The sequence below is a fragment of the Corynebacterium marquesiae genome (assembly GCF_030229635.1).
Taxonomy (GTDB): domain Bacteria; phylum Actinomycetota; class Actinomycetes; order Mycobacteriales; family Mycobacteriaceae; genus Corynebacterium; species Corynebacterium marquesiae.
In genome coordinates this window covers 106452-133427 of record NZ_JASPII010000002.1, presented here as the reverse complement: position 1 = coordinate 133427, position 26976 = coordinate 106452, and the positions used below count along the sequence as shown (strand labels likewise).

Below are 26976 nucleotides of genomic sequence, written 5' to 3'. Positions count from 1 at the left end.
CGCACATGCCCGTACACACATTTACTCGACTCTTTGAGGAGAAATACAGTGACTATCCGCGTAGGTATCAATGGCTTTGGCCGCATCGGCCGTAACTTTTTCCGTGCAGTCGCTCAGGGTGACAACAACCTCGAAGTTGTTGCAGTAAACGATCTGACTGACAACGGCTCGCTGGCTAACCTGCTGAAGTACGACTCCGTACTGGGCCGCTTCGATGGCGAAATTACTCACGACGATGAGTCCATTACTGTTAACGGCCACCGCATCGTGGTAACCGCAGAGAAGGACCCGAAGCAGCTCAAGTGGGGTGAGTACAACGTAGACCTCGTCATCGAGTCCACCGGCCGCTTCACTAACGGCAACGATGCTAAGGCTCACCTCGAGGCTGGCGCCAAGAAGGTCATTATCTCCGCTCCGGGCAAGGAAGTAGACGCCACCTTCGTCTACGGCGTCAACTCTGACACCTATGATCCGGCAAACCACAACGTCATCTCCGCAGCATCCTGCACCACTAACTGCCTGGCGCCGATGGCAAAGGTTCTCAATGACAAGTTCGGCATTGAGAAGGGCCTGATGACCACCGTTCACGCTTACACCGGTGACCAGCGCATCCAGGACGCTCCGCACAAGGATCCGCGCCGCGCCCGTGCCGCTGCAGTAAACATGGTGCCTACCTCCACTGGCGCTGCTAAGGCCGTATCTCTGGTTCTGCCTGAGCTGGACGGCAAGCTGGATGGTTACGCAATGCGCGTTCCGGTTATTACCGGTTCCGCTACCGACCTGACCTTCACCGCTTCCCGCGATGTCACCGCTGAGGAAATCAACGCCGCCCTGAAGGAAGCTGCTGAGGGCGAGCTCAAGGACACCCTCGCATACACCGAGGATCCGCTGGTTTCCACCGACATTGTTACCTCCCCGCACGGCTGCATCTTCGACTCCGGAATGACCAAGGTTTCCAATGGCAACCTGGTCAAGGTTCTGGGCTGGTACGACAACGAGTGGGGCTACACCTCCCAGCTCGTTCGCCTGACCAACCTGGTGGCAGACAAGCTCTAAACTAGAGTTCTAGCAATGAGGAACCGGCCAGATGCAAGCCTTAACGGCGCTGCGTCGCGGCCGGTATTCTTATATCTATAGCCTTTTAACCCGTCCGAATTATTTAAGGAGTAATTAATGGCTTTCCAGACACTTGACGATCTTCTCAAGGAGGGCGTCGAGTCCCGCCACGTCCTCGTCCGCTCTGACTTCAATGTTCCACTTGATGAAGAGGGAAACATTACCGATCCCGGACGTATTAACGCTTCTCTTCCGACCATCAAGGCACTGGTAGAAGGTGGCGCAAAGGTCATTCTTTCCGCACACCTGGGTCGTCCAAAGGGTGAGGTAAACTCTAAGTTCTCCTTGGCTCCAGTAGCTGAAGCGCTGTCTGAGGCGCTTGACCAGTACGTTGCCCTAGCCGGCGACGTCACCGGAGAAGACGCTCATGAGCGCGCCAACGGCCTCAACGACGGTGACGTGATGTTGGTTGAAAACGTCCGCTTCGACCCCCGTGAGACCTCCAAGGAGGAGGCTGAGCGCGGCCAGTTCGCCGACGAGATCGCTGCTCTGGCAGCCGATAACGGCGCTTTTGTTTCTGATGGCTTTGGCGTTGTCCACCGTGCGCAGGCATCTGTGTATGACGTCGCTAAGCGCCTACCGGCTTACGCAGGCAAGCTCGTAGAAAAAGAGCTGTCGGTTCTTTCCACTGTAGCTAAGGAGCCGGAGCACCCGTACGTAGTTGTCCTCGGCGGCGCCAAGGTTTCGGATAAGCTCGGTGTGATTGAAGCACTGGCTGGCAAGGCTGACAAGGTCATCATTGGTGGCGGCATGTGCTACACCCTGCTGGCCGCCAAGGGCTATAACGTCCAAGAGTCCCTGCTGCAAGAAGACCAGATCGAAAACTGCAAGGACCTGCTCGAGCGCTTTGGCGACAAGCTGGTGCTTCCGGTTGATCTCATTGCTGCAAGCAAGTTCGCAGCGGATGCAGAGACCCAGGTGGTCGAGCTCGATGGCATTCCTGAAGGCTGGATGTCCCTGGATATTGGACCAAAGTCCGTGGAAAAGTTTGCAGAGGTTCTTGCTTCTTCCAAGACCGTCTTCTGGAATGGCCCGATGGGCGTATTCGAAATGGAAGCTTTCTCCAAGGGCACTGCTGGTGTAGCGCAGGCTATTATCGACGCCACCGCAAACAACGGTTCCTTCTCCGTCGTCGGTGGCGGCGACTCCGCTGCCTCCGTGCGCATGCTTGGCTTGGACGAGGACGGCTTCAGCCACATCTCCACCGGTGGCGGTGCCTCCCTCGAGTACCTCGAGGGCAAGGAGCTTCCGGGCGTATCTGTCCTGGAAGCCTAAAACTGCCTGATCAACTTGCCAAAAAGAGAGGAAAAATTCATGGCACGTACCCCACTTATTGCAGGTAACTGGAAGATGAACCTTGACCACGTCGAGGCCATCGGCTCCGTTCAAAAGTTCGCCTTCTCCCTGCCAAAGGACTACTACGAGAAGGTCGACGTGGCCTATATGGTCCCGTTTACTGACATTCGCACGATCCAAACGTTGGTAGAGGGCGACAAGCTGCAGGTCACCTACGGTGCGCAAGACATCTCTAAGCACGAGTCCGGTGCATTCACTGGTGAAGTATCTGGCAAGATGCTGGCCAAGCTCGGCTGCAGCTGGGTGGTCGTGGGCCACTCGGAGCGCCGTCAGTACCACGGCGAGACCGATAAGCTCGTTGCAGAGAAAGCAGCCGCAGCATTGGACAATGGCATCAGCCCTATCGTGTGCGTAGGCGAGCCGTTGGCTGTACGCGAGGCCGGTACCCACGTGGACTACGTGGTTAACCAGACCCGCAATTCTTTGGCTGGCCTGAGCGCAGACCAGCTTGCCAAGACTGTTATCGCCTACGAGCCAGTGTGGGCGATTGGCACCGGCAAGGTTGCCTCCGCAGACGATGCCCAGGAAGTCTGCGCCGCCATCCGCGAGCTCGTAAAGGAGCTCGCAGGTGAGGAGGTTGCTGCAGGTATCCGCATTCTCTACGGTGGTTCCGTCAAGGTTGATTCCGTTGCAGAGATCGTCAGCAAGCCTGACGTCGACGGCGGCCTGATCGGTGGCGCCTCCTTGGTCGGCGAGGAGTTTGCCAAGTTGGCTGCCAACGCAGCTAATGCCTTGAGCTAACAGGAGTTATCACCTGTCACAGGTTCGCGCTAAGGCGCGGGTTGGAATGGTTCCAGCCCGCGCCATCGTGTAGAGTGAGCCGATGTGATTGCTTTGCTGTACGCGAAGCCTAAAAGTACGATTCCGCGCTAGCGGGTGGCGAGCGCTACCCGCAGGGCGCACGTTAGAAATAAGGATTATCCTCATGGTCTTGGCACTGGAAATCATCTTGGTCATCGCAGCTATTTTGATGTCCATCTTCGTGCTGCTGCACAAGGGTAAAGGTGGCGGCCTGTCCAGCCTCTTCGGTGGTGGTGTGCAGTCGAACCTTTCCGGCTCGACCGTCGTGGAAAAGAACCTGGATCGTTACACCGTGGTCATGGTAATTATCTGGCTTGCGTGCATCGTAGGCCTCAACCTCATCCAGGCATTCGCTTAAGCCACCAGCTGGAATAGCGAAAGCGCCGGTATCGGCTTCCAACCTCCTGGTTCCCTGTGGGAACTGGTGGTGGGGAAGCGGTACCGGCGCTTTTTGCGTGGCGCCGAGCCACAAGTTCAGCTCGGCTGCGCACTAGGCTGACGTGACTACAGCTCGGAGGCAGCGTCATCGGCAAGGAAGAGGATGGTTTCTTCCTTCCCGTGCACGCCTGCAGCCGGCCATTCTTCGGGCTCAGCGCCTTCAACGACGTGCTTGGCAGCTTCCGCCTTGGCCTCGCCTGCAACAAGAAGCCAGATACGATCAGACTTGTTGACTGCAGGAAGAGTAAGGGTGATGCGCTCGCTCGGCGGCTTGGGAGAGTCGTGAACGGGAACAGCTAGCTCTTCTTGCTCCCGAACCGCCTCAGAATGGGGGAACAAGGAATTGATATGGCCCTCTTCTCCCATGCCCAGCAGATGGAGGTCGAATCCGTTCGGGGCAAATTCCTTCAGTTCTGGCTCATACGCACTCGCCGCGGCTTCCATGGACACCGCGCCCAGATCAAAACCGTGAATATTCTGGTCCGGAATATCTACGTGATTGAGCAGGGCACTGCGTGCTTGACCCTCGTTAGAATCTGCGTCAGAGACGGGCACATTACGCTCGTCGCCGAAAAAGACGTGAACACGCGACCAATCGATGCGCTGGGCTGGAAAATTCTCGCCTTGCTGCTGTGCCGCGAAATCCAAACGAGCTAGCTCGTGGAGAACGCCAATTCCAGCGCCACCGCCGGTTAGGACAACTCGCGCGACCCCATCGTGGTGGAGCCCGCCACCGGCGGCCTGGATACGGGCTACGGTATCCACGAATTTCAGCGCCGCCTGGGAGATAAGTTCATCCACATCGCTTACGCGGTGAAGAGTTACCATGAGGTATCGCTATCCTTTGCAAAGAATCGGAGTTAAGCCGTTTTAGAGCTTACTGTAGTCTACTTGGGCGAGCGCACGGAGCGCTTGCGCATAAGTCTTATCGGCATCCAGATGGCGCAATTCTTCAGAGAGAACCTCAGCTTGGGAGCGCTTGCTAAGGCTCACCAACGAATCCGGGGAACCTGGAACGCACACACGCACCGTGCGCTCGTCGACGACATCAACGTCGACGTGGCTCGTTTCCCGATTAAACCGCAAGTGGGTCACTGGGAAGTGCGGCTCCTGAGAGTCGGTCACAGTGCGGTGGACGGGGACTGCCAAACGATCGAGGAGCCATCCAGCCGCGAAGTCTGGAGCTGGGTGGCCCGCAGGGCCCGCCACCTCGACGGACTGCACGGGCTCGTGAGGATGGCGGTCCAATGCGGAGGCCACGACGCCGCGCCACAAAGTGATGGCGGCCCAGGACATATCGGAATCGCCCGGCGTGTAACCGGCGGATAAGGTGCGCAGATCTTCGCCAGTGACGCGTCCGTCATAGGCAACGTTGGTGATGCGGCGTTGAGCCAGTTTACCCACCGAGCTGGAAGCTGGGTCAGGCGGGCACAAGGTAGGCCACCAGGCGACCAAAGGGGTGTCGGGAAGCAGCAGTGGAGTAACGACTGCCTCGTCCTGGTTTGCCAAAGCGCCGTGCAACTTCATGATGACCATCTCAGAAGCACCCGCTTCACCGCCCACGCGAAGCTGCGCGTCAAGGTGGGTATCTGCCTGCGGGTCGCCCGTCACGACGACCAGAACGCGCGACGGGTGCTCGTGGGAGGCATCGCGCACGGAGGCCAGAATGTTTTCCAGATCATCGTCCTCGCGGGCAGCCACGATTAGGGTAAGTACTCGGCCGGTAGTAAGGGTGTAATGCTCCTGGGCCTCTACTAGCTTCTTGGAGATTTCACGCGTAGTGGTGTTGGGCAATGGAATAATCATTGTCTGCGTCCCTCCTATGGGCGGCGCCAGGAGTGGCCCCGGCGGCGCAACATTCTATCGGCGGATTCTGGGCCCCATGTGCCAGCGCGGTATTCCTCCGGCTGACCTGCTTCGGCCCAGTAATCGATGATGGGATCCAAAATCGACCAGGAAAGTTCCACCTCTTCGTTGGTGGGGAAGAGCGAGGATTCATCGAGGAGGGCATCCAAAATCAAGCGCTCGTATGCTTCCGGAGATTCCTCGGTAAAGGCCTCGGCATAAGCAAAGTCCATATTGACGTCGCGGACCTCCATGGTGGAGCCGGGCACCTTGGAACCAAAGCGCATGGTGACACCTTCATCCGGCTGTACGCGGATGACGACGGCGTTTCGGCCCAGCGCATCGGTCTGGCCGTCAACGAATGGTTGATTTGGCGCAGCCTTGAATACCAGCGCAATCTCGGTCACGCGGCGGCCCAAGCGTTTGCCGGTGCGCAGGTAGAAGGGTACTCCTCCCCAGCGGCGAGAGTTCACTTCCAAGGTGCAGGCTGCATAGGTCTCCGTCGTGGACTCCGGATCAAAGCCTTCTTCTTCGCGCAGGCCCTTGACAAACTCGGAGCCTTGCCAACCCGCGGAGTACTGGCCGCGAGCAGTCGTTTTATTGAGTGGATGCACGGCTTGGGTAGCGCGCAGCACCTTGACCTTTTCTGCCTGCAGGGCCTCAGGCTCGAAGGAGGACGGTTCTTCCATCGCAACTAGAGCCAAAAGCTGCAGCAGGTGGTTCTGGATGACGTCTCGAGCCGCACCGATGCCGTCATAATAGCCAGCGCGGCCGCCCAGACCAATATCTTCGGCCATGGTGATTTGGACGTGATCGATGTAGTGGGCGTTCCACATGGGCTCAAAAATTTGATTCGCAAAGCGCAAAGCCATGATGTTTTGCACCGTTTCTTTGCCCAAATAATGGTCAATGCGGAAGACCGCGGACTCGGGGAAGACGGCGTTGACAATCTCATTGAGCTTGCGGGCAGACTCTTGATCGTGGCCGAAGGGCTTCTCAATGATTACTCGGCGCCACGAGTCCTCGACGGAGTTGGCCATGCCCACCCGCTCCAGCTGGTGGCAGATATTGGAGAAGAATTCCGGGGGAACCGAAAGGTAGTATGCCCAGTTGCTGCCGGTGCCGCGCTCGCGATCTAGCTCGCCCAAACGCGCCGAGAGGCGATCGAATCCAGCATCGTCGAAAGAGCCTTGCACAAATTCGATTCCCTGGGATAAATGCTGCCAGACATCTTCATTGAACTCGGTACGTGAGCTAGCGATGACGGCTGAGCGAACGTAGTCGCAGAATGCGACCTTGTCCCAGTCACGGCGACCATAACCCACAAGGGTAAAGCCAGCGGGCAGGAGGCCACGGCTCGCTAGGTCGTAGATTGCGGGCAGTAGTTTTTTATATGCTAGGTCACCGGTAACGCCGAAGATGACCATGCCCGCGGGTCCTGCGATTCGCGGTAATCGCTTGTCGCTGGCATTGCGCAAGGGGTTGACCCAAGCGGCTGAGTCGGTCACGAAGAGTCCTTCCTGAGTTTATGGGCTTTAAGCTCGCTAATATTCTAGCGGCAGAATGCCCCGCCGAATTCTCGGCGGGGCACAAGTCACACGGCTAGTTTACGCGAGTCGCTCTTTAATGGAAGCAAGCAGTTCCTCCCACGCAGCGACAAACTTATCAACGCCCTCGCGCTCCAGCACTGCAAAGACATCATCGAAATCAATGCCGACCTCTTCTAGCTGGGCAAAGACGCCTTCTGCAGCCTCGCGGCTATCAGACAGGGCGTCGCCGTGGAGGTTGCCCTCGGAGAGAACCGCATCGATGGTCTTTTCCGGCATGGTGTTGACCGTGTGCGGGCCAGCCAGCTCCGATACGTACAAGGTGGCTGGGTACTCCGGATTCTTTACACCGGTAGAAGCCCACAGTGGACGCTGGAGGTGGGCGCCTTCGGGCAAGTCGGCGTCGTTAAGCAAGGCATCCTGGAAGAGAGCATAGGCGCGCTGTGCATTGGCGACGCCCGCCTTACCGCGCAGCGCCAGAGCACTCTCGCTGCCAATAGCTTCCAAGCGCTTATCCACTTCGGTGTCCAACCGGGAAACAAAGAAGGAAGCCACGGAGTGAATGGTGGAGACGTCCTTGCCTGCCTCGGCGGCACGCTTGAGACCGGTACGGAAAGCCTCAATGACATCGCGGTAGCGATCCACGGAGAAAATAAGAGTGACGTTGACGCTGATTCCCTCCGCCAAGGCATCTTCGATGGCAGGAAGGGAACCGGTGGTGGCCGGAATCTTGATCATCACGTTGGGACGATCAACCTTGGACCACAACTCACGCGCTTGTTTAAGGGTGGCAGTAGCATCATCAGAAATGCGTGGGTCGACCTCGATGGACACGCGGCCATCTGCACCATTAGTAGAGGAGTAGATATCCGCAAAGAGGTCGCAGGCATTCTTGACGTCCTCGATGGCCAATGCGTACACCGCTTCATCGGCGGTGGCCTTGGTCTCTTTCAACGTGGAAAGCTCGGCATCGTAGGCGGTGCCGTTGGTCATCGCCGCGGCGAAAATTGCCGGGTTGGTGGTAACTCCCACGATGGACTTAGCAGAAATTATCTCCTTGAGATTGCCCGAAACTAGGCGCTCGCGAGAAAGGTCATCGAGCCAGGTTGAGGTTCCCAGCTGGCCAAGTTCGGAAATGTGGTTCATGATTACTCCTTATCCAGTGTTGGAGGTTTACTTCTTCGCGGCAGCCAGCGATTCCTGCGCCGCTTCAACAACCGCTGCAGTGGTGAAGCCAAATTTCTCAAAGAGTTCGCCCGCAGGAGCAGAGGCGCCGTAGTGCTCGATGGAAATGGTCCGGCCGAAAGAACCGGTGTACTTGTGCCACGGCATAGCGATGCCGGCTTCGATGGAGACGCGGGCCTGCACTTCGCTAGGCAGCACGGACTCGCGGTATGCGTCATCCTGCTCATCAAACCACTCAAGGCACGGTGCGGAGACAACGCGGGTGGCTGTTCCGGCGGCCTCCAGTTCCTTAGCGGCGGCGACGGCAAGCTGCACCTCAGAGCCGGTAGCGAGGAGGATCACGTCCGGCGTTTCCTTGGACTCTTCCACGAGAACATAAGCGCCGCGGCGCACACCATCATGAGCCTTTTCCTTGGTGCCTTCCAGTACCGGAAGCCCCTGGCGACTCAGTGCCAGGCCCTTTGGTGCGGCCTTGTACTCGAGAGCTGCGGCCCAAGCCTGTGCGGTTTCGTTGGCATCGGCCGGGCGAATAACGGACAGGTTCGGGATAGCGCGAAGGGCAGAAAGGGTTTCTACCGGCTGGTGGGTTGGGCCATCCTCGCCTAGGCCGATGGAGTCGTGGGTCCAGACATAGTAGGTATCGGTAGACATTAACGAGCCCAGGCGGACAGCCGGGTACTGGTACTCGGAGAAAATAAGGAAGGTGCCGCCGTAAACGCGGGTATTGCCGTGCAGAGCAATACCGTTCATGATCGCAGACATCGCGTGCTCGCGAATGCCAAAGTGGAGGTTGCGGCCATATGGCTGAGCCGACCACATATTGGTGGTAATGGCTGCGGGGCCGAAGGAGTCCGCGCCCTTAATCACGGTGTTATTGGAGCCGGCAAGGTCAGCAGAGCCACCCCACATCTCAGGAAGGGAAGCGGCCAATGCTTGGATGGTGGCCTCAGAAGCCTTGCGGGTGGCCAAAGACTCGCCTGGTTCCCACACTGGCAATTCAGCGTCGAAATCTTGAGGTAGTTCGCGCGCCTGCATGCGGTCAAAGAGTGCCTTATTCTCCGGATTAGCTGCAGCCCATTCGTCGAACTTCTTCTGCCACGCGGCGTGCTTCTCGGCGCCGCGCTCGCGCAGCTTGCGGGTGTGCGCGATGACCTCGTCGTCGATGTGGAAGCTGCGTTCCGCATCGAATCCTAAGACCTCCTTAGTGGCAGCTACCTCGTCGTCGCCCAGTGCAGCGCCATGAACGCCGCCGGTATTCATCTTATTCGGGGCCGGGTAGCCAATGACGGTCTTCACGCGGATGAAGGACGGGCGCTCGGTCTCTGCCTGGGCCGCCTTGACGGCTTCCTCAATGGCTACGACGTCTTCGCCGGATTCGACCGTTTGGACGTGCCAGCCGTAGGCCTTGTAGCGGGCGACGACGTCTTCGTTGAAAGCAATATTCGTATCGTCCTCAATAGAGATGCGGTTATCGTCCCAGAAGACAATCAAGTTGCCCAGCTTTTGCGTACCCGCCAGGGAAGAAGCCTCAGCGGTAACGCCCTCCTGCAGGTCACCATCGGAAGCAATGGTGTAGACGTAGTGGTCGAAGGGAGACTCGCCGGCCGGTGCCTCTGGATCGAAAAGGCCGCGCTCTTTCCGTGCCGCCATGGCCATGCCAACGGAGGAAGCAAGGCCTTGGCCAAGGGGGCCAGTGGTGATTTCCACGCCATCGGTGTGGTGCACCTCAGGGTGGCCAGGCGTGCGCGATCCCCACGTGCGCAGCTGCTGGAGATCGTCCATCTCCAAGCCAAAGCCGCCCAGGTAGAGCTGGATGTACTGGGTGAGGGAAGAGTGACCAACCGATAGAACGAAGCGGTCGCGGCCGGCCCAGTGCACATCGGCGGGATCGTGGTTAATGACGCGTTGATACAAGGTGTAGGCGAGGGGGGCGAGGGACATTGCGGTGCCTGGGTGGCCGGAACCGCATTTTTGTACAGCATCAGCGGCTAGTACTCGCACGGTGTCGACGGCGCGGGTGTCAAACTCCGACCAATCCTCCGGGTAACGGCGCTCGACCATAGTTTGGAGTTCTGGGGACAACTTATCTTTCGACACTGGAAAGCCTCGCTTACGTCTAGGCAAAAAGTACTTAACTTCATTTAGTCTAGTAATTTTTTAACCGGCGGTGCGCAATTATAGAAAGCTAGGCATAAACGGTATGCTGGCATGGCTAAGTGGAGTGCGCGTAGGCGCTAGAGCGCGCACTGAATCTAGCGGCCATAGGCCTGTTGTCTTTCGCCCCGGCGCCGAAACTGTGAGTGAGAGAACTGGAACTTTTTCAAGGGCATGTGCGACCGCTAGGGGTGACCGCGCGCAGGAAGTGCGCGGGACACAGTTCACCAACGTTCAGATAGTGGAGGAATCCCTTGGAGACCATCAAGGCCTATTTTGCGCTAACGAAACCGAGGATCATTGAACTCCTCCTCGTGGCCGCAATCCCGGCGATGCTCCAAGCGCAACGCGGCGTGGAGGCCGTTTCAGACAATATCTGGCTTATCGTGTCGACTATTTTCGGCGGTTGGATGGGCGCTGCTGCCGCCCACACGTTTAATAACGTCGTGGACTACGAGCTGGATCAAAAAATGCAGCGCACGAGAGCCCGCCCGTTGGTAAGGGCCAAGATTTCTAAGCGAAACGCAGCAATTTTCGCTTGGGTAATGCTCATCCTTTCCGTGCTGTGGTTGGGCGTCCTAGCTCATTCCTGGCTGGCGGCCTTCTTCGTGATTTTGACGAACTTTTTCTATGTCTTCGTCTACACCAAGTTTTTGAAGATGCGCAATGCTCAAAATATCGTCTGGGGCGGTTTGGCCGGCTGCATGCCGGCGATGGTCGGCTGGGCGGTTATCCGGGATAACGCTCCTGCTGCAGAGCCTGACCGCTGGTGGCAGGCAATCGTGCTCTTCCTCATCATTTTCTTCTGGACTCCGCCACACACGTGGGCGCTGGCCATGAAGTACAAGGAAGACTACCGCAAGGCCGGCGTGCCGATGCTGCCCGTAGTGGCTGATGAGAAGGAAGTCACTCGACAGATCGTGTGGTATACCGTGGGCACGGTTATCGTGACCCTACTTATCGTCCCCGCTGCATCGTGGATTTACTTGGTCGCAGCTCTTGCCTCCGGCGCGGTGTTCCTGTGGATGGCTATCCGCCTGCATAAGGGAGTCAAAAACGGCGCCAAGGTTAAGCCGATGCGCCTGTTCATTTACTCCAATAACTATCTATCGGTGCTCTTTATCGGGTTGTCCATCGACGCAGTATTGGGCTGGGAGCCACTAGGCCGGATGCTCGGCTGGTCGGCCACGTTATTCTAACTGCGCCCGGATACCCAAGGATAAGAAGGCGAAAGCGCGGGAAGGCAAATGCGTTCCCGCGCTTTCGGCGTTTGTGGGTGGGTTTAGGCTTTATCGCCAGCTTGAACGCGCAGCACGATGGAACCGGTAGTCTTGCGCTCCTGGAGGTCGCGGTGCGCCGCAGCGGCATCTTCCAGTGGATAAGATGCCGTGACGTTGAAGCTCAAGTCGCCGTCGATAACAGCTTGGACGACCGCCTGGGCACGCATCTGGAACTCGCCTTCTTGGGCTGTCCATGCGCCGATGGAAGGCCGGGTGAGAAAGATAGACCCATGCTTGTTTAGCAGCTGCGGGTCGATAGGCTCAACTGGGCCAGAGGCGGCGCCGAATAGTGCGACGGTGCCACGCGGGCGTACTGCTTCGAGTGACTCGTGGAAAGTAGCCTTGCCGACGCCGTCGTAAACCACGTCAACACCCCTATCACCGTTGTAGCGACGGACCTGCTCGGCGAGTCCGTCGCTATAGCGAAATACCTTATCCGCACCGGCTGCGTAGGAGAGTTCCTCCTTTTCGTCCGTGGAGACCACCGTATAAACGGTAGCGCCGAGCGACGATGCCATTTGGGTGAGGATCTGGCCTACACCGCCGGCGCCGGCAGTAATCAGGCAGGAAGCGCCTTCACCCAGTTGATAAACGCCATGCGCCAAATAGTGTGCGGTAATGCCCTGCAGCAACATAGAGGCAGCGACTTCTGGCTGGAAATCATCCGGGACCGCCACTAGTCCCTCGCGTGGGACGCAGACCTGCTCGGCGTAGGAGCCAAAAGCCTGGTTCCAGGCCACCATCGTGCCCTCGGCAATTTCCCCCTGGGGGTCGTGGACAACGCGTCCGGTGCCTTCGAATCCGGGAATGAACGGGGTGGCCGCGTTATAGATACCCTCACGATAATAGGTATCGATGTAGTTGACGCCCGCCATAATGACGTCCACCAAAACCTCGTCGTCATTAGGGGTGGGGGCGGGAACTTCGGTATAGCGAAGTACTTCTGGCCCGCCGGTTTCTGTGACCTGAATTGCGTGCATATAGCCAGGCTAGCGCAAAAAGCCGGCCGAGTGCAGTACCTCGGCCGGCCGTAAGCATTATGGGCTAAGCAGTCGCTCGCTCTTGTTCAAGAGAGGTTTGGCGCGCCGCGTACTTTTCATCGCCGCGGGGAGAGCCGGTGATGAGATCCGCGGTGCCGTCGGTGCGGCGTACACCGTGTGCCCATAGCAGGGCGGTATACGCGGTGACGAAGGAGGAGAGGCCAATATGGAAGGGGACAGTCCAGCGCGGAATGCTCATGTAGAACTGGTAAACGCCTACAGCCCACTGAATGAGGATGCATACAACGAGGACCCAGCCAGCCTTCTTAGCGTCTTGAGGAGCGCGGTTCTTGTAAAGCAGGAAGACGGTAATAACCGTAAGCGCCAGGTAGACGTACATGCACATGGCGTGGGTGACGGCCATGGCTTCGGTATCTACCTGCAGGCGGCCTTCCATTCCCACCCCGGAATCGCCAGAGTGGACGCCCGAACCGGTAACCATCGTGCCGGTGATGAGCACAATGCTCAAGGCAACGGTAGCGACCGCTGCGAGGACGCGAATCGCTTGAGGGAAGCGAGCGCGTGGCGTTCCGTCATCGGGTTCCACAATGCGGGAATAAAGCATTGCCGCCAGCCATACCAAGAGCATCGAAGGTAGGAAGTGCAACGCCACGGACCACCAGCGGAGGTCTAGGTGGACAGAGATACCGCCGATGACCGCTTGCAGTACGATGCCAGCGACGTTGAGCCATGCGTACACCTTGAGCTCTGCGCGGCGACGCGCCATGCGCATGGCAACGACGGCGGCGATAGCCGCTGCGGTTACGACGAAAGTAAGCAGGCGGTTACCAAACTCGATGGCCTGGTGGAGAGCAGGCGCAGCGCCTTCCATAGGGACAAGGGAGCCTGGTTGGCATTCCGGCCAGGTGGGACAACCCAATCCCGAGCCGGTCACGCGGACAATGGAACCAGACACGGTGATGCCACCCTGGCACAAGAGGAGGATGAGCGCGATGAGGCGCTGTTGTTGCAGTGTAGGGGCGGCTTCCTTAAAGAAGCGCTTGATCTTCGTCCAGTAATTCACGCATAGCATCCTACTAGTCGGGAGATTTCGGGCATAAAAATTCCTCTCGTTTCGAAAGGAACCGGACAAAAGTCACATTTAGCCATCGAAGCGGAACCAACGGACCGCAGCGAACGACGCCACCGCAAGCCACGCCAACAAGGATAGGAGCTCGAGGCCGGGGAAGACGGAATTAGAGGCGTCGGTAAGCGCGCCTGCTAGGGCGACGGTCGGCACCGCGTTGAGGATGCCATTATCGCCCAGGCCCTGGGAGTAGAGGGTCCATCCGACTACGCCGAGGAGCAGGAACCAGATGAGATTGGCCAGTGCGAGTACCACCTCAGAGCTGAGGGTGCCGCCGAGCAGCAGCCCCATGGCGGTAAAAGCCGCAACGCCAAAAAATAACGAAAGCAACATGAGCAGCACCCCGCCCAGGCTGATACGGAGCCCCAGGATATAGGCAGCTATGCCCAAAACGAGGATTTGGAATACCACCATGGTGAGCACGCCGAGGATCTTGCCGCCAATAATGGCCCATGCGGGCACACCGGACGCGCCGGTACGTTTAAGGGCCCCGTAGCGCCGGTCAAAGGCAAGTGAAATGGCCTGACCGGTAAAGCCTGCGGAGGTGGCCGCTACTGCAAGCACCATGGGAAAAACCTCGTGCAAGCCATGTCCAGTGAGCGACTCTAGGTGGGCCGCGCCAATGAGCAGGGCCAGCGGAATGATGACGCTGAGCAATTGCTGTTCGCCGTGGCGCAGCATGAGTTTTGCTTCCATCTTTCCTTGCGCGAGCAACATGGCGCCGGCGCTAGCCCGTTTGGGGGCGGGGGTAAAGGTTCCAGGGTTAAAGGTAGTGCTCATGTGGTGGCTTCTTTCCGCAACGCAGTTGATTGAATTCGATCCTGGCGGAGGGCGCAGCTAGCTGCGCAAATGGCGCCCGGTAAGGTCAAGGAAGACCTCCTCTAAGTTGCGGTGGGCTGCGTCTAAACGCCGCAGCAGGACTCCTTGGCGGGCAAGTTCGGTGCTCAGCGCGGCAATCGTCTCCGGTGTGCCGGCCTGGGTCAAGCGGTAATGCAGGGGCCGGGATTTGGTCGCTCGAATTCCAGCCTCAGCCAAAGCTTCCACATCAACATCGATATCGGTGCTGAAACTAAGCCCTGCCGAATCCGACTGGGCGGTAAGTTCCGCGGGGGAGCCGTGGGCTACCAGCTCGCCATGATCCATGATTGCCACTCGGTCCGCTAGTGACTCCGCTTCATCCATGAGGTGGGTGGTAAGAACAATGGTGACGCCATCGCGCTTCAGGGCTCGAACAAGGTCCCAGACCGCCAAACGGGATTGTGCATCCATGCCAGCGGTGGGCTCATCGAGAAAAACTAGCTCGGGTCGACCGATGATTGCTAGGGCGAGGGAAAGCCGCTGCTGCTGCCCGCCGGAGAGTCTGCGATAGGGAGTCCGGGCTACTCCTTCAAGCCCGAGCGTTTCCAGTAGCCAGTGCGGGGAGAGGGGATGGGTGCTGTAGCTAGCGGAAAGTTCTAGCATTTCCAGAACACGGATGCCGGAGTAGGAACCACCACCTTGCAACATGATGCCGACCTTTTCGCGCACCTTGTCCGGTGCGGAACTCGGGTCTAGCCCGAGGACGTCGATTGTGCCGCTGGTGGGGTGGATAAAACCCTCTGACATCTCAATCGTCGTGGACTTTCCGGCGCCATTGGGGCCAAGGAGGCAAAAGACCTCACCTGTGGCAACGCTAAGGCTTAGACCGTTAACGGCGGTGGTGGAGCCATATTTTTTCACCACGTTGTCCACGGTGAGGGCTGGGCGATCGGCTGAAATGGAATTCACGTGGGATTAGTTTAGGACACGGATTCCGCTGCGCCGCACTGCAACCCACCACAGGGTGGCGATGACGGCGAAAGTGCAGGCTGCCGACACGTAGATGACGATGATAGTGCTGGGCGGCAACCCGAGGCCGCGCGGCAGTACAAAGAAGCTCATAGCTGCCGAATAAGCCACGACGCAGAAACGGAATATAAGCCGGTTGGCCCATGCGGCCAAAGGCAGTACCGCCCACAGGATGTACCACGGATGGACGACGGGAAAGAAGATAACCAGCACTAAGGAGGCGGTGCCGAGTCCTCCCACAGGGTGAATGCGGCCGCGCAACGTTGCAAAGAGCATGCGGGCCATGAAAGCTACTGCCACCAGCACGCCAAAGGTACGGGTTACGGTGAGAATAGCTTCGGTGTGGTCACCTAGACCCAGCAGCATTCCGATGAATCCGGTGCCCACGCCTACGGCGGTGGAGGTAGAAAGCCACGAGCGGATGGAGGCCGCGCCGCCTTGTCCCGTGATCCACCCCAGGCCAATGCCGGTCAAGGCGCTAATGAGGGCAATGGTTGCAATTAAAATAACTAGCTGCAGGGCAATGGCGTAGGCCAAGGCCTTCCAGCGTGGTGCACCGTCCTTGTCTATCAGGTGGCGGGCATAGGCCATCCCTACAAAACCTAGTCCAATAAAGCCGGTTACCTTGACCATTCCGGCGCAGGACAGACAAAATCCAGAAGCTATTAGTGCTAGGTAGGCACCGCGCGTAGACTTTTCCAGCTTGTCGACGCCCCGCAGGCCCAGCTCCATACCCACTAGGAGCAGGCCCAACATGATGGACTCATTATGGATTCCGCCCACCAGATGCAAGATAGTGAGTGGGTTGAGAATGCCGAGCCATAGGGCAGATTCTGGAGATACCCGGCAGCGCCGCGCGAGACAGCTAATTGCCCACCCAGCAACCATTATGCCGGCGATGGATAAGAGCCGGTGGGCGATTACTCCCAAGAGGATGGAATTTGAGGTAACTGCGCTCACCACTCCAGCGAGCCCGAGCGCTACGGGGCCATAAGGGGAGGGGGAGTTAGCCCAGATGAACGGTACGGATCGGGCGAGCTCATCACCCGCGCCAAGCAATTGCACTGGTCCTGCAGAATACGGATCCATGCCCTGCATCACGATGGAACCGTTGGCCAAGTAGGAGTAGATGTCCTGGGTAAAGAGCGGGGCGGTAAATATCAGCGGGATGACCCAGCCGGCCCACGTGCGCCACAGCTGGTGTGTGGTGACGAGCCGGCGGGCGCGCGTTGGGGTGAGGGCACCTTCCTGGGGTTGGCGCAGCGGAGTGCCTACAAAAGGGGCCAGGAAAACCCAGGCGGCCACCAACAGGCCCACTCCCACCATGACTATGGCAGAAGAGGTCTGCAGCATGCGAGACATGAGGGAGCCAAAAGGTACGTTGTCATAAGGGTTTCCCACTACTGGGAGAGCGCCGGCTCCCAACGCGCCGAAGGCGATAAGCAGAGAACCCACTGTGCCCACCCAGCGCAGGATAAAAAATGTCCGCCATTGTGCGGTGGTGGTGCGCTTTAGGCCATCCGCATTGGCAGGGACAAAATCAAAACGAGAATCAGGTTCCGCGGCTCCGGTGTCCTCGGCGTGTAGTTGCGCAGACCGAGAACCAGCGGTGCCCAGCTGCGGCAGCTCGGCCTTGACGCCGGAAAGAAAGCCGCGGAATTTGCCTGTCATGGGATAAGACCTTACGCGAATCCTCCGCCCCAACCCCAGCAGGCCCGCCCTTTTAGCGCGCGCAGCACTGCCGGTTGCGGCGATGAGGGGAGCTAGCCACCCCCGTGCCACGCCGAAGAATGGCCAATGGTGGCATTCCGGAATGAATTAAGGAACACTAGTGTTGTCTAATAAAGGAGGCACAGTTGGACTGCGGTGCGACTCGCGGAATTACGGGAGTCGGTTGCAGGGCGGCTGTAAGTGAGCGAAGTACGAAGGGAGGTCCCGGCATGAGCACACCTCAGCGCGTAGAAACTACGCACAAGGCGGCTAAGGAATCCCGCACTACGGATGGCGATACCCGCCGGCAAGTGATGCTGTTGCTGCTGAAGGACGGGCCCGTTACCGCTTCCCACTTGGGTGAACGCCTTGGCCTTTCTGCTGCCGGAATCCGCCGGCACTTAGACAATTTGGTGGAAGAGGAACTGACTGAGGTTGTGCGCCGCCGCCCAGTTACCCGCAATTCAGCGGGTAGCGGCTCTGGTCGCGGGCGACCAGCCAAACACTTCCGCCTCACTGATCGTGGCCGAGCGCAATTCGGCCACGCCTACGATGATTTGGCCTCTGATGCCTTGACGGCGCTACGCGCCGTCGGCGGGTCTGAGGCTGTTAAGCGCTTTGCCAAGGTCCGCTTCGAGCGACTCGTTGCAGACGTGCGTCCCTTGATAGAAGAGGGCGAATCTGTAGAGGGCGTGGCCCGTAAGCTGGCTGAGGTCTTGGACGGGCACGGGTATGCCGCCACGGTGGACCGCGCTGGTCAGGGAGTGCAAATCTGTCAGCATCATTGTCCGGTCTCCCATGTGGCGGCCGAGCATCCGGAGCTGTGTGAGGCGGAACAAGAAGTCTTTTCTGCTCTATTAGGCAAACACGTACAGCCTTTGGCCTCCATTGCTGGCGGTCACGGGATCTGTACCACGAACATCCCCTTGACACCCGTTAATACAAATACTGAAAGGAGCGAGTCATGACCCAGGCACAATCGGCACCCGAGAACAAGATGACCGATGATGAAATTATTGATTCCATTGGTGCATATGAGTACGGCTGGCACGACTCGGACGCGGCTGGTGCTTCTGCTCGCCGCGGCTTGAACGAAGATGTAGTACGCGATATTTCCGCCAAGAAGGGCGAGCCGGAATGGATGCTTAACCAGCGCCTGAAGGCACTCAACATCTTTGATAAGAAGCCCGTTCCCACCTGGGGTGCGGATCTGTCTGGCATCGACTTCGACCAGATTAAGTACTACGTGAAGTCCACTGAGGAGCAGGCCCAGACCTGGGAAGACCTCCCGGACGACATCAAGGCCACCTACGATAAGTTGGGCATTCCAGAGGCTGAGAAGCAGCGCCTCGTTGCCGGTGTGGCAGCCCAGTACGAGTCCGAGGTTGTCTACCACCAGATCCGTGAGGACCTGGAAAGCCAGGGCGTCATCTTCGTCGATACTGATACCGCACTGCGTGACTACCCTGAACTTTTCAAGGAGTACTTCGGCACCGTAATCCCGGCCGGTGACAATAAGTTTTCCGCGCTGAACTCCGCTGTGTGGTCCGGTGGCTCCTTTATCTACGTGCCCAAGGGTGTGCACGTAGACATTCCACTGCAGGCTTATTTCCGCATCAACACGGAAAATATGGGCCAGTTCGAGCGCACCCTCATCATCGTCGACGAGGACGCTTATGTTCACTACGTCGAGGGCTGTACCGCTCCTATCTACAAGTCTGATTCCCTGCACTCCGCAGTAGTGGAGATCATCGTGAAGAAGGGCGGCCGCTGCCGCTACACCACCATTCAGAACTGGTCCAGCAACGTCTACAACTTGGTGACCAAGCGCACCAAGGTAGAAGAAGGCGGCACCATGGAATGGGTCGACGGCAACATTGGCTCCAAGGTCACCATGAAGTACCCGGCCGTATGGATGACCGGTCCTTACGCCAAGGGTGAGGTTCTCTCCGTTGCCTTTGCTGGTGAGAACCAGTTCCAGGACACGGGCGCCAAGATGACTCACATGGCTCCACACACCTCTTCCAATATCGTGTCTAAGTCGGTTGCCCGTGCCGGCGGTCGCGCCGCGTACCGCGGCCTGGTGCAGGTTAATCAGAACGCGCACCATTCCACCTCTAACGTCGAGTGCGACGCGTTGCTGGTGGACAATATCTCGCGTTCGGATACATACCCGTATAACGACATCCGCAATGACCACGTCACGCTGGGCCATGAGGCAACCGTTTCCCAGGTTTCTGAGGAGCAGCTGTTCTACCTGATGTCCCGCGGTATCGCGGAAGAAGAAGCAATGGCGATGATCGTGCGTGGCTTCGTTGAGCCGATTGCTAAGGAGCTGCCGATGGAGTACGCCCTCGAGCTCAACCGCCTCATCGAACTGCAAATGGAAGGATCGGTCGGCTAAAGAAAATGGTCGCTTCGAACGAATTCAATCCGGATAAGATTACCAAGGGTGATGTCTTTACCTCCACCAACGTGGAGGACTTCCCGGTGCCGCACGGCCGCGATGAGGTGTGGCGCTTTGTCTCCCTGCGCAAGCTCCGTGGACTGCACAATGGCGAGTTCGCTGAGGCAGTGGCACAGGACGTCACCGTGAGCGAACATCCCGGCGTAAGCTCCGAGACCGTCGCTCGCGATGACGAGCGCTTGGGCCGCGTTGGTACCCCGTCTGACCGCGTTGCGGCACAGGCGTGGACTTCTATGCCTGAAGGCCAGGTTGTCACCATTGACGCCGAGGCTCAGGTGGAAGAGCCCGTGGTCATTACCTACACCGGCAAGGGCGAGGGCGTAACTTCCTTTGGTGCCACCTCCATCGAGGTAGGCCACCATGCGGAAGCCACCGTTATCTTGAAGTACGTCGGTTCTGGCACCCACGCGGATAACGTCGAGTTTATCGTGGGCGATGGCGCTCACCTGACCGTCGTTGTTGACGTTGATTGGGAAGACGATGCCGTACACCTGTCTAACCACGTGGCACAGCTCGGCCGCGATTCTGTGCTGCGCCACAACTCCGCCATCTTTGGCGGCGAGGTGGTACGCATCGTGCCTCGCGTGAACTTCACCGAGCAAGGCGGCGACGCAGAGCTGCTGGGCGTCTACTTCGCTGACGAAGGCCAGTACTTTGAAAACCGGATGCTGGTGGATCACTCCGTCCCTAATTGCCGCTCCCACGTCCTTTACAAGGGCGCACTGCAGGGCACCAAGGACAATGAGGCCCGCACCTGCTGGGTGGGCGATGTCCTTATCCGCTCCAATGCACAGGGCACCGATACCTACGAGACCAACAACAACCTGATTCTGACCGAGGGCGCTCGCGCGGACGCAATCCCTAACTTGGAGATTGAGACCGGTGAAATTACCGGTGCAGGCCACGCGGCCACCGTTGGTCGCTTCGATGACATCGAGTTGTTCTACCTGATGTCTCGCGGCATTCCAGAGGCTGAAGCCCGCCGCCTCATCATCCGTGGCTTCTTCAATGAGGTCATCCACCGTATTCCGGTGCAGTCCCTGTCCGAGGAATTGGAAAACCGTATTTCCGAAGAACTGGAAAAGATCTCCGCCTAAATCTTTCATAGAAGGAAAACCACACACATTATGTCTACTCTGGAAATTAAGAACCTCCACGCCCAGGTGCTGCCGACGGAAGAAGGCGGCGAGCCGAAGGAAATCCTCAAGGGCGTTAACCTGACTATCAACTCCGGCGAGATCCATGCGATCATGGGTCCGAACGGTTCCGGCAAGTCCACCTTGTCTTACACCATCGCCGGCCACCCAAAGTATGAGGTCACCGAGGGCGAGGTGCTTCTCGACGGCGAAAATCTGCTGGAGATGCCCGTCGACGAGCGCGCTCGCGCCGGCCTCTTCTTGGCGATGCAGTACCCAACTGAGGTACCAGGCGTAAAGGTTTCTCAGTTCATGCGCTCTGCAGTCACCTCCATTCGCGGTGAAGCACCGAAGCTGCGTGAATGGAACAAGGAGCTTACCCAGGCCCGCGAGAATTTGAAGATTGATAAGTCCTTCATCTCCCGCTCCGTCAACGAAGGCTTCTCCGGCGGTGAGAAGAAGCGCCACGAAGTCATGCAGCTGGATATCCTGAAGCCGAAGTTCGCAGTTATGGACGAGACCGACTCCGGCCTAGACGTCGACGCTCTGCGCATCGTGTCTGAGGGCATCAATAGCTACCAGAAGGAAACCAATGGTGGCATCTTGATGATTACCCACTACAAGCGCATCCTGAACTACGTTAAGCCGGACTTTGTGCACGTCTTTGCAGACGGTCAAGTCATCAAGACCGGTGGCGCTGAATTGGCAGATCAGCTCGAGTCTGACGGCTACGACCAGTTCCTGAAGTAAGGACCGACCACGGGCCGGTCAACCGCGACTATCTAAAGAAGATTCATGACTGGATTTGATGTAAACGCAATTAGGGAACAGTTCCCGATCCTCCAGCGCACCGTGCGCGGCGATAAGCCACTGGTGTACCTGGATTCGGGTGCTACCTCCCAGCGCCCGCTGCCGGTATGGAAGGCGGAAGAGGAGTTTGTGCTGCACACGAACGCCCCTGTTCACCGCGGTTCCTATCAACTGGCAGAAGAGGCCGATGATGCCTACGAATCGGCGCGGCAAGCTATCGCCGCATTCGTGGGTGCGGACCGCGACGAAATCGCCTTTACCAAGAACGCCACCGAGGCCCTGAACGAAGTTGCCTATGTGCTGAGCGACGAGCGTGCGGGAGACCTCTACGTGGGCGAGGGCGACACCGTCGTGATCACCGAATTGGAGCACCACGCCAACTTGGTGCCGTGGCAGGAGCTCTGCGCTCGCACTGGCGCTACGTTGAAGTGGTATTCCATGACCGAAGACGGCCGTATCGATCTTGACTCGCTCGAGCTCGATGATTCCGTCAAGGTAGTTGCGTTTACTCACCAATCCAATGTCACGGGTACCGTGGCGGACGTGGTTGAACTGGTGCGCCGAGCCCGCGCGGTGGACGCCATGGTCGTCCTCGACGCCTGCCAGTCGGTGCCACATATGGCGGTGGATTTCCACGCCTTGGATGTGGATTTCGCGGCCTTTTCCGGCCATAAGATGTGCGGGCCCAGCGGCGTGGGTGTGCTGTACGGCAAGGATGAACTGCTTAAAAAGCTGCCGCCCTTCCTGACCGGTGGCTCCATGATTGAGATCGTCAAGATGGAAGAGACCACCTTTGCCGAGCCCCCGACGCGCTTTGAAGCGGGCACGCAGATGACCAGCCAGGTGGTTGGCCTTGGCGCAGCGGTGAAGTTCTTGGAAGAAGTGGGCATGGACAATATCCACGCCCACGAAAAGAAGCTCACCGACCGCGCATTGCGCCAGCTCAAGGAAATCCCTGGTCTGCGCATCATTGGTCCAGAGACCACCGAAAATCGCGGTGGCGCCATTTCCTTCACTGTGGAAGGCGTTCACCCGCACGACTTGGGCCAGGTCCTCGATGACCATGGTGTGTCCATTCGCGTTGGCCACCACTGTGCGTGGCCACTGCACCGTGCCTGCGGCGCACAGTCCACCGCCCGCGCTAGCTTCTACCTTTATAACACCGAGGAAGAAGTAGATAAGCTGGTGGACGCAATCAAGGCTGCCCGCGAATTCTTTGGAGTTGCCTCATGAACCTAGATTCCATGTACCAGGACGTCATCCTGGATCACTATAAGAACCCCCAACACGCCGGCCTGAGGGAGCCATATCAGGCCGAGGTCCACCACGTGAACCCGTCCTGCGGCGATGAGCTCACCCTGCGCGTGCGCCTTTCGGACGACGGCAAGACCGTAGAGGACGTCTCCTATGACGCGGAAGGCTGCTCCATTTCGCAGGCTTCCACCTCGGTTATGGCTGAAGAGATCGTGGGGCTGCCGCTTGCGGAAGCCAATGAGAAGCTGGCCGAGTTCGAAAAGATGATTACCTCTCGTGGCCAAGAAGAGGGCGATGAAGACCTCATCGGTGACGGCGTCGCCTTCGCCGGTGTGTCCCAGTACCCAGCGCGCGTAAAGTGTGCGCTCCTCGGATGGAAGGCTTTCCAGGCTGCATCCGCCGATGCACTAACTGAAGTGGAGAACTAGATGACCGAACCCGTAGATCCTTATCAGAACGAGAACTCTTCATTCTCCGGCAGCGGCGAGCGCCCGGAGCAGACCGAAGAGCAGATTTCTAAGGCCTTTGATGTCACCGAATTCATGCGTGACGTCATTGATCCCGAGCTCGGCATTAACGTCGTTGACCTGGGCCTCGTCTATGACCTTTGGTTCGAAGAGGACAATGGCAAGGAAATCGTCATGATCAATATGACGTTGACCTCGCCGGCGTGCCCGTTGACCGATGTCATTGCAGAGCAGGTCGAGGACATCGTCAAGGCCAATAAGCTGGCTGACGCCGTCCGCATCAACTGGGTATGGATGCCGCCATGGGGCCCGCAGATGATCACTGAGGAGGGCCGCGAGCAGCTTCAGGCCCTCGGCTTCGCGGTCTAAAATCGCGTATTGATCACACGCCCCCAGCAGGGCATTTCTCGGATTAGGGAAGTGGCTGTTGGGGGCGTTAGTGCGTCTTAGCGTTGGCCGCGTCAATTGCTAGACTATTTTTTCGTGATTGTAACCAATGATTTCGAAGTCAGGGTAGGAGCGCGCACGCTTCTCGACGCCCCTGGGCAGCACCTCCGCGTGCAGCCCGGCGACCGCATCGGCCTCATCGGCCGCAACGGCGCGGGCAAGACGACGACCATGCGCATTTTGGCAGGGGAGACGGAGCCTTATGGTGGTTCTGTGACCCGCTCGGGGCCCATTGGTTATTTGCCCCAGGATTCCCGTGAGGGAAATATCGAGCAAACGGCGCGCGAGCGTGTTCTTTCCGCACGCGGTCTAGATGACCTCAAGCGCCGAATGGCGAAGCAACAAGAGCTCATGGAATCGGCCACGGACGAAAAGTTTCGGGATAAGGCTATCCGTAAGTATTCCCGCTTAGAGGAGCAGTTCGAGTCGCTCGGTGGCTATGAGGCTGATTCCGAGTGTGCGCAGATTTGCGATAATTTGGGCTTGCCGCAGCGTGTTTTAGATCAGAGGCTTAAGACTCTTTCGGGCGGCCAGCGCCGCCGCGTGGAGCTGGCACAGATCCTCTTTGCCGCTACCGAAGGATCTGGCAAGTCCCAGACCACTCTGCTCTTGGATGAGCCGACCAACCATCTGGATGCGGACTCCATTACGTGGTTGCGCCAATTCCTGTCCAAGCACGAGGGCGGGCTCATTATGATTTCCCACGACGTCGAACTGCTTGAGGCCGTGTGCAATAAAGTATGGTTCCTCGATGCGGTCCGCGGCGAGGCCGATGTATACAACATGGGCTATAAGAAGTACCTTGATGCGCGCGCGACCGATGAAGCGCGGCGTCGCCGAGAGCGCGCCAATGCGGAGAAGAAGGCCTCTGCACTGCAAAAGCAGGCGGCCAAACTCGGTGCCAAGGCAACCAAGGCCGCCGCGGCAAAGCAGATGCTCCACCGTGCTGAACGCATGATGAGCGAGCTCGATGAGGTCCGCGTGGCCGATAAGGTGGCCAATATCAAGTTCCCCGAGCCGGCGCCGTGCGGCAAGACGCCAATGAATGCCAAGGGCCTGACCAAGATGTATGGCTCGCTGGAGGTCTTCGTGGGCGTAGACCTCGCTATCGACAAAGGTTCTAGGGTGGTCGTTCTCGGCTATAACGGTGCAGGTAAGACCACCCTGTTGAAATTGCTGGCCGGTGTGGAGCGCACCGATGGTGAAGGTGGCATCGTCAGCGGCCACGGCCTGCGTATCGGCTACTTCGCGCAGGAACATGACACCATCGACCCGGATAAGTCCGTGTGGCAAAACACCATCGATGCCTGTCCTGACGCGGATCAGCAGGAGTTGCGCGGCCTGCTTGGCGCCTTTATGTTTTCCGGCGAGAAGTTGGAGCAACCTGCGGGCACCCTCTCCGGCGGCGAGAAGACGCGCCTTGCACTGGCCGCCTTGGTCTCCAGCCGCGCGAATGTCCTGTTGCTAGACGAGCCGACCAATAACTTGGACCCAATTTCGCGCGAGCAGGTGCTTGATGCACTGAAAACGTATACGGGCGCTGTGGTGCTGGTGACGCACGATCCGGGTGCGGTTAAGGCACTGGATCCGGAACGCGTGATCATCATGCCCGACGGTGATGAGGACCTGTGGTCCGATGACTATATGGAGATCGTGGAGCTAGCTTAGGGATTTATGAAGACACTGCTGGAGAGGATGCCCGCCTGGCGGGAGAAGTTTTGGCTCATCCCCGCCGTGGCGGTGGCCATGGCCGCGATAGGCGCGGAATTGCTCATTGCGGTTGGTAGCAATTTTGATGTGACGGCCACGCCCTTTTATGACGGCAGCGCCGATAGTGCGCAAGGGATTTTAAGCGCGGTAGCAACTTCGTCACTCTCCTTGGCCGGCACCGTCTTTTTCATCACGCTGACCGCGCTATCCGGTGTCGTCACGGTGATGGGCCCGCGCCTACTGCACGAGTTTTTAAAGGATCGCTCCATTCAATCCACGTTGGCGATCTACCTGGCAACCTTTATTTTTGCGCTCCTATCCTTGCGCGCGGTCCGAACCGGCGGCGGAGGGGAAGAAGAATATGTTCCTTCCCTCAATGTAGCCGTCACGGTGCTGCTGGCCATCGCCTGCGTTGTCTTCCTTATCTACTTCATCGTGCACATTGCGCAATCGATCAGCATGTCCCACGTGGTACACGTCGTTGCCCAAGACGTAGAAAGCCACATGCGCCGGCTCATCCGCCGCGGCGAGGAGGAAGAGAAAGTAAAAGCGCCAGGTCCAGAGTTCTACACGAACGCGCAAGAGCGCCGCAGTAGTGGGACTGGCTATCTCAAGTTCGTGGACTATGACGCCATTGCTCAGGCTGCGGCGCGGGAGAATTGCGCGGTGCATCTGGGCGTGGCACCGGGAGATCTAGTGCTGGAAGGCGAGGTCATTGCCCACGGCGTGCCGCGTTTGCCGGAAGATATGGAGCGTCACATCGTGCTCACCCAGCACCGCGAAAACGCCTCTGCCCACGACCCTCGGTTTACCGCCCGGCACCTTGCAGAAATTGCTGCCCGCGCTTTGAGCACCGGCGTTAATGATCCATTTACTGTGATTGATATCATTGACCGCTTTACCCAGATCCTCACCGTGATTGGGGATAAGCGGCTTCCGCAGGGCATTGTGCATGTGGGCGGCGAGTTTCGGCTGGATTATCAGACCTTTAGCTATGCCGAAATCGTCGAGGCGATGTTTACTCAGATTCGGCGCGACGCGGCCGATAATGCGGAGATTTACCTCAGCATGCTGGATAACCTCGCTAAGGTGGTTGCCCTTCTTCGCACAGCCGAACGCCGGCGCGTGCTTGACGACGCCGCCCAGGCCATCTACTCCGATGCCCGCCGCCAGGTAGGCGGCGAGGTGGAGCTGCAACAGTTAGAGGATTCCTACCAGCACTTCCAGGCCAACCTAGCTGCGTGGGCGGAATCCGATAAGCCGGGCGAAGAGCACGCCGCGGAGTAGCCCGCGGCGCGG

General features: G+C 58.4%; 24 protein-coding genes. 14 read left to right on the top strand and 10 right to left on the bottom strand.

Features of this window, described 5'->3' with window-relative positions; genetic code table 11:
• The first annotated feature begins 48 nt into the window (after window positions 1-48).
• The 4 genes from gap (at window position 49) to secG (ending at window position 3631) form a co-directional block, all read left to right on the top strand.
• Complete coding sequence (gene gap / locus QP971_RS02125) at window positions 49-1056, top strand: type I glyceraldehyde-3-phosphate dehydrogenase (RefSeq protein ID WP_049378190.1); 1008 nt, start codon at window positions 49-51, stop codon at window positions 1054-1056.
• A gap of 117 nt (window positions 1057-1173) precedes the next feature.
• Window positions 1174-2391, top strand: a complete 1218-nt coding sequence (locus QP971_RS02120) for a phosphoglycerate kinase (protein WP_284810732.1) — start codon at window positions 1174-1176, stop codon at window positions 2389-2391.
• A 39-nt stretch (window positions 2392-2430) separates the two neighbouring features.
• Window positions 2431-3213 (top strand): triose-phosphate isomerase, encoded by a 783-nt coding sequence (gene tpiA, locus QP971_RS02115; RefSeq protein ID WP_005328415.1) that lies wholly within the window; start codon window positions 2431-2433, stop codon window positions 3211-3213.
• A gap of 184 nt (window positions 3214-3397) precedes the next feature.
• Window positions 3398-3631, top strand: a complete 234-nt coding sequence (secG, locus tag QP971_RS02110) for a preprotein translocase subunit SecG (protein WP_005324856.1) — start codon at window positions 3398-3400, stop codon at window positions 3629-3631.
• A gap of 146 nt (window positions 3632-3777) precedes the next feature.
• On the opposite strand, the gene pgl is transcribed toward secG, so the two are convergent.
• From pgl to tkt, 5 genes are all read right to left on the bottom strand, one after another.
• On the bottom strand, window positions 3778-4539 hold the full coding sequence (gene pgl, locus QP971_RS02105) for a 6-phosphogluconolactonase (protein WP_225746914.1): 762 nt from the start codon (window positions 4537-4539) through the stop codon (window positions 3778-3780).
• 42 nt (window positions 4540-4581) lie between these two features.
• Complete coding sequence (locus tag QP971_RS02100; RefSeq protein WP_284810730.1) at window positions 4582-5517, bottom strand: glucose-6-phosphate dehydrogenase assembly protein OpcA; 936 nt, start codon at window positions 5515-5517, stop codon at window positions 4582-4584.
• Window positions 5518-5531: 14 nt separating this feature from the next.
• Entirely contained in the window at window positions 5532-7064 is a 1533-nt protein-coding gene (gene zwf, locus QP971_RS02095; RefSeq protein ID WP_284787065.1) for a glucose-6-phosphate dehydrogenase, read from the bottom strand.
• A gap of 99 nt (window positions 7065-7163) precedes the next feature.
• On the bottom strand, window positions 7164-8249 hold the full coding sequence (tal, locus tag QP971_RS02090) for a transaldolase (protein WP_269952993.1): 1086 nt from the start codon (window positions 8247-8249) through the stop codon (window positions 7164-7166).
• Window positions 8250-8276: 27 nt separating this feature from the next.
• Window positions 8277-10349: a transketolase gene (tkt, locus tag QP971_RS02085; protein ID WP_284787083.1), complete on the bottom strand. Its 2073-nt coding sequence runs from the start codon at window positions 10347-10349 to the stop codon at window positions 8277-8279.
• Window positions 10350-10696: 347 nt separating this feature from the next.
• On the opposite strand from tkt, the gene QP971_RS02080 reads away from it, so the two are divergent.
• Window positions 10697-11641 carry a heme o synthase gene (locus QP971_RS02080; RefSeq protein WP_179386531.1) on the top strand — a complete coding sequence of 315 codons (945 nt, stop codon included), beginning with the start codon at window positions 10697-10699 and terminating at the stop codon, window positions 11639-11641.
• An 83-nt stretch (window positions 11642-11724) separates the two neighbouring features.
• Here the strand turns inward: QP971_RS02080 and QP971_RS02075 are convergent, their stop codons facing one another.
• From QP971_RS02075 to mptB, 5 genes are all read right to left on the bottom strand, one after another.
• On the bottom strand, window positions 11725-12702 hold the full coding sequence (locus QP971_RS02075) for a quinone oxidoreductase family protein (protein ID WP_284788240.1): 978 nt from the start codon (window positions 12700-12702) through the stop codon (window positions 11725-11727).
• Window positions 12703-12766: 64 nt separating this feature from the next.
• Window positions 12767-13795: a COX15/CtaA family protein gene (locus QP971_RS02070; RefSeq protein ID WP_284788238.1), complete on the bottom strand. Its 1029-nt coding sequence runs from the start codon at window positions 13793-13795 to the stop codon at window positions 12767-12769.
• 69 nt (window positions 13796-13864) lie between these two features.
• Complete coding sequence (locus tag QP971_RS02065; RefSeq protein ID WP_049378176.1) at window positions 13865-14629, bottom strand: ABC transporter permease; 765 nt, start codon at window positions 14627-14629, stop codon at window positions 13865-13867.
• Between the two features lie 57 nt (window positions 14630-14686).
• Window positions 14687-15616, bottom strand: a complete 930-nt coding sequence (locus QP971_RS02060) for an ABC transporter ATP-binding protein (RefSeq protein ID WP_049378175.1) — start codon at window positions 15614-15616, stop codon at window positions 14687-14689.
• Window positions 15617-15622: 6 nt separating this feature from the next.
• Window positions 15623-17347 (bottom strand): polyprenol phosphomannose-dependent alpha 1,6 mannosyltransferase MptB, encoded by a 1725-nt coding sequence (gene mptB, locus QP971_RS02055; protein WP_049378174.1) that lies wholly within the window; start codon window positions 17345-17347, stop codon window positions 15623-15625.
• Window positions 17348-17616: 269 nt separating this feature from the next.
• On the opposite strand from mptB, the gene QP971_RS02050 reads away from it, so the two are divergent.
• The 9 genes from QP971_RS02050 to QP971_RS02010 all read left to right on the top strand — a co-directional run bounded on the left by QP971_RS02050 (window position 17617) and on the right by QP971_RS02010 (window position 26964).
• Window positions 17617-18354 carry a helix-turn-helix transcriptional regulator gene (locus QP971_RS02050; RefSeq protein ID WP_049378173.1) on the top strand — a complete coding sequence of 246 codons (738 nt, stop codon included), beginning with the start codon at window positions 17617-17619 and terminating at the stop codon, window positions 18352-18354.
• Entirely contained in the window at window positions 18351-19790 is a 1440-nt protein-coding gene (gene sufB / locus QP971_RS02045; protein ID WP_005324837.1) for a Fe-S cluster assembly protein SufB, read from the top strand. The genes QP971_RS02050 and sufB overlap by 4 nt, the downstream gene beginning before the upstream one ends.
• A gap of 5 nt (window positions 19791-19795) precedes the next feature.
• On the top strand, window positions 19796-20950 hold the full coding sequence (sufD, locus tag QP971_RS02040; protein WP_005328395.1) for a Fe-S cluster assembly protein SufD: 1155 nt from the start codon (window positions 19796-19798) through the stop codon (window positions 20948-20950).
• 30 nt (window positions 20951-20980) lie between these two features.
• Entirely contained in the window at window positions 20981-21739 is a 759-nt protein-coding gene (gene sufC, locus QP971_RS02035; RefSeq protein ID WP_198493085.1) for a Fe-S cluster assembly ATPase SufC, read from the top strand.
• A gap of 45 nt (window positions 21740-21784) precedes the next feature.
• On the top strand, window positions 21785-23032 hold the full coding sequence (locus QP971_RS02030; protein WP_284788231.1) for a cysteine desulfurase: 1248 nt from the start codon (window positions 21785-21787) through the stop codon (window positions 23030-23032).
• Window positions 23029-23481 (top strand): Fe-S cluster assembly sulfur transfer protein SufU, encoded by a 453-nt coding sequence (gene sufU / locus QP971_RS02025; RefSeq protein ID WP_005324831.1) that lies wholly within the window; start codon window positions 23029-23031, stop codon window positions 23479-23481. The genes QP971_RS02030 and sufU overlap by 4 nt, the downstream gene beginning before the upstream one ends.
• The gene (locus QP971_RS02020) at window positions 23482-23889 is read left to right on the top strand and encodes a metal-sulfur cluster assembly factor (RefSeq protein WP_005324830.1); all 408 of its coding nucleotides are present in this window, start codon (window positions 23482-23484) and stop codon (window positions 23887-23889) included.
• A gap of 114 nt (window positions 23890-24003) precedes the next feature.
• A complete protein-coding gene (locus QP971_RS02015) occupies window positions 24004-25635 on the top strand; it encodes an ABC-F family ATP-binding cassette domain-containing protein (RefSeq protein WP_284810729.1) in 1632 nt (543 codons plus the stop codon).
• Between the two features lie 6 nt (window positions 25636-25641).
• On the top strand, window positions 25642-26964 hold the full coding sequence (locus tag QP971_RS02010) for a DUF2254 domain-containing protein (RefSeq protein ID WP_239273158.1): 1323 nt from the start codon (window positions 25642-25644) through the stop codon (window positions 26962-26964).
• Window positions 26965-26976: the final 12 nt, after the last annotated feature.

Bases quoted from the DNA above. Each gene is read 5' to 3' on its own strand.
- sufU (WP_005324831.1), top strand. From the start codon at position 23,029: ATGAACCTAGATTCCATGTACCAGGACGTCATCCTGGATCACTATAAG.
- QP971_RS02100 (WP_284810730.1), bottom strand. From the start codon at position 5,517: ATGATTATTCCATTGCCCAACACCACTACGCGTGAAATCTCCAAGAAG.
- QP971_RS02020 (WP_005324830.1), top strand. From the start codon at position 23,482: ATGACCGAACCCGTAGATCCTTATCAGAACGAGAACTCTTCATTCTCC.
- QP971_RS02050 (WP_049378173.1), top strand. From the start codon at position 17,617: ATGAGCACACCTCAGCGCGTAGAAACTACGCACAAGGCGGCTAAGGAA.
- QP971_RS02070 (WP_284788238.1), bottom strand. From the start codon at position 13,795: ATGCTATGCGTGAATTACTGGACGAAGATCAAGCGCTTCTTTAAGGAA.
- secG (WP_005324856.1), top strand. From the start codon at position 3,398: ATGGTCTTGGCACTGGAAATCATCTTGGTCATCGCAGCTATTTTGATG.
- mptB (WP_049378174.1), bottom strand. From the start codon at position 17,347: ATGACAGGCAAATTCCGCGGCTTTCTTTCCGGCGTCAAGGCCGAGCTG.
- sufB (WP_005324837.1), top strand. From the start codon at position 18,351: ATGACCCAGGCACAATCGGCACCCGAGAACAAGATGACCGATGATGAA.
- sufC (WP_198493085.1), top strand. From the start codon at position 20,981: ATGTCTACTCTGGAAATTAAGAACCTCCACGCCCAGGTGCTGCCGACG.
- QP971_RS02120 (WP_284810732.1), top strand. From the start codon at position 1,174: ATGGCTTTCCAGACACTTGACGATCTTCTCAAGGAGGGCGTCGAGTCC.
- sufD (WP_005328395.1), top strand. From the start codon at position 19,796: ATGGTCGCTTCGAACGAATTCAATCCGGATAAGATTACCAAGGGTGAT.
- tal (WP_269952993.1), bottom strand. From the start codon at position 8,249: ATGAACCACATTTCCGAACTTGGCCAGCTGGGAACCTCAACCTGGCTC.
- QP971_RS02030 (WP_284788231.1), top strand. From the start codon at position 21,785: ATGACTGGATTTGATGTAAACGCAATTAGGGAACAGTTCCCGATCCTC.
- pgl (WP_225746914.1), bottom strand. From the start codon at position 4,539: ATGGTAACTCTTCACCGCGTAAGCGATGTGGATGAACTTATCTCCCAG.
- QP971_RS02075 (WP_284788240.1), bottom strand. From the start codon at position 12,702: ATGCACGCAATTCAGGTCACAGAAACCGGCGGGCCAGAAGTACTTCGC.
- QP971_RS02010 (WP_239273158.1), top strand. From the start codon at position 25,642: ATGAAGACACTGCTGGAGAGGATGCCCGCCTGGCGGGAGAAGTTTTGG.
- tkt (WP_284787083.1), bottom strand. From the start codon at position 10,349: ATGGTCGAGCGCCGTTACCCGGAGGATTGGTCGGAGTTTGACACCCGC.
- tpiA (WP_005328415.1), top strand. From the start codon at position 2,431: ATGGCACGTACCCCACTTATTGCAGGTAACTGGAAGATGAACCTTGAC.
- QP971_RS02065 (WP_049378176.1), bottom strand. From the start codon at position 14,629: ATGAGCACTACCTTTAACCCTGGAACCTTTACCCCCGCCCCCAAACGG.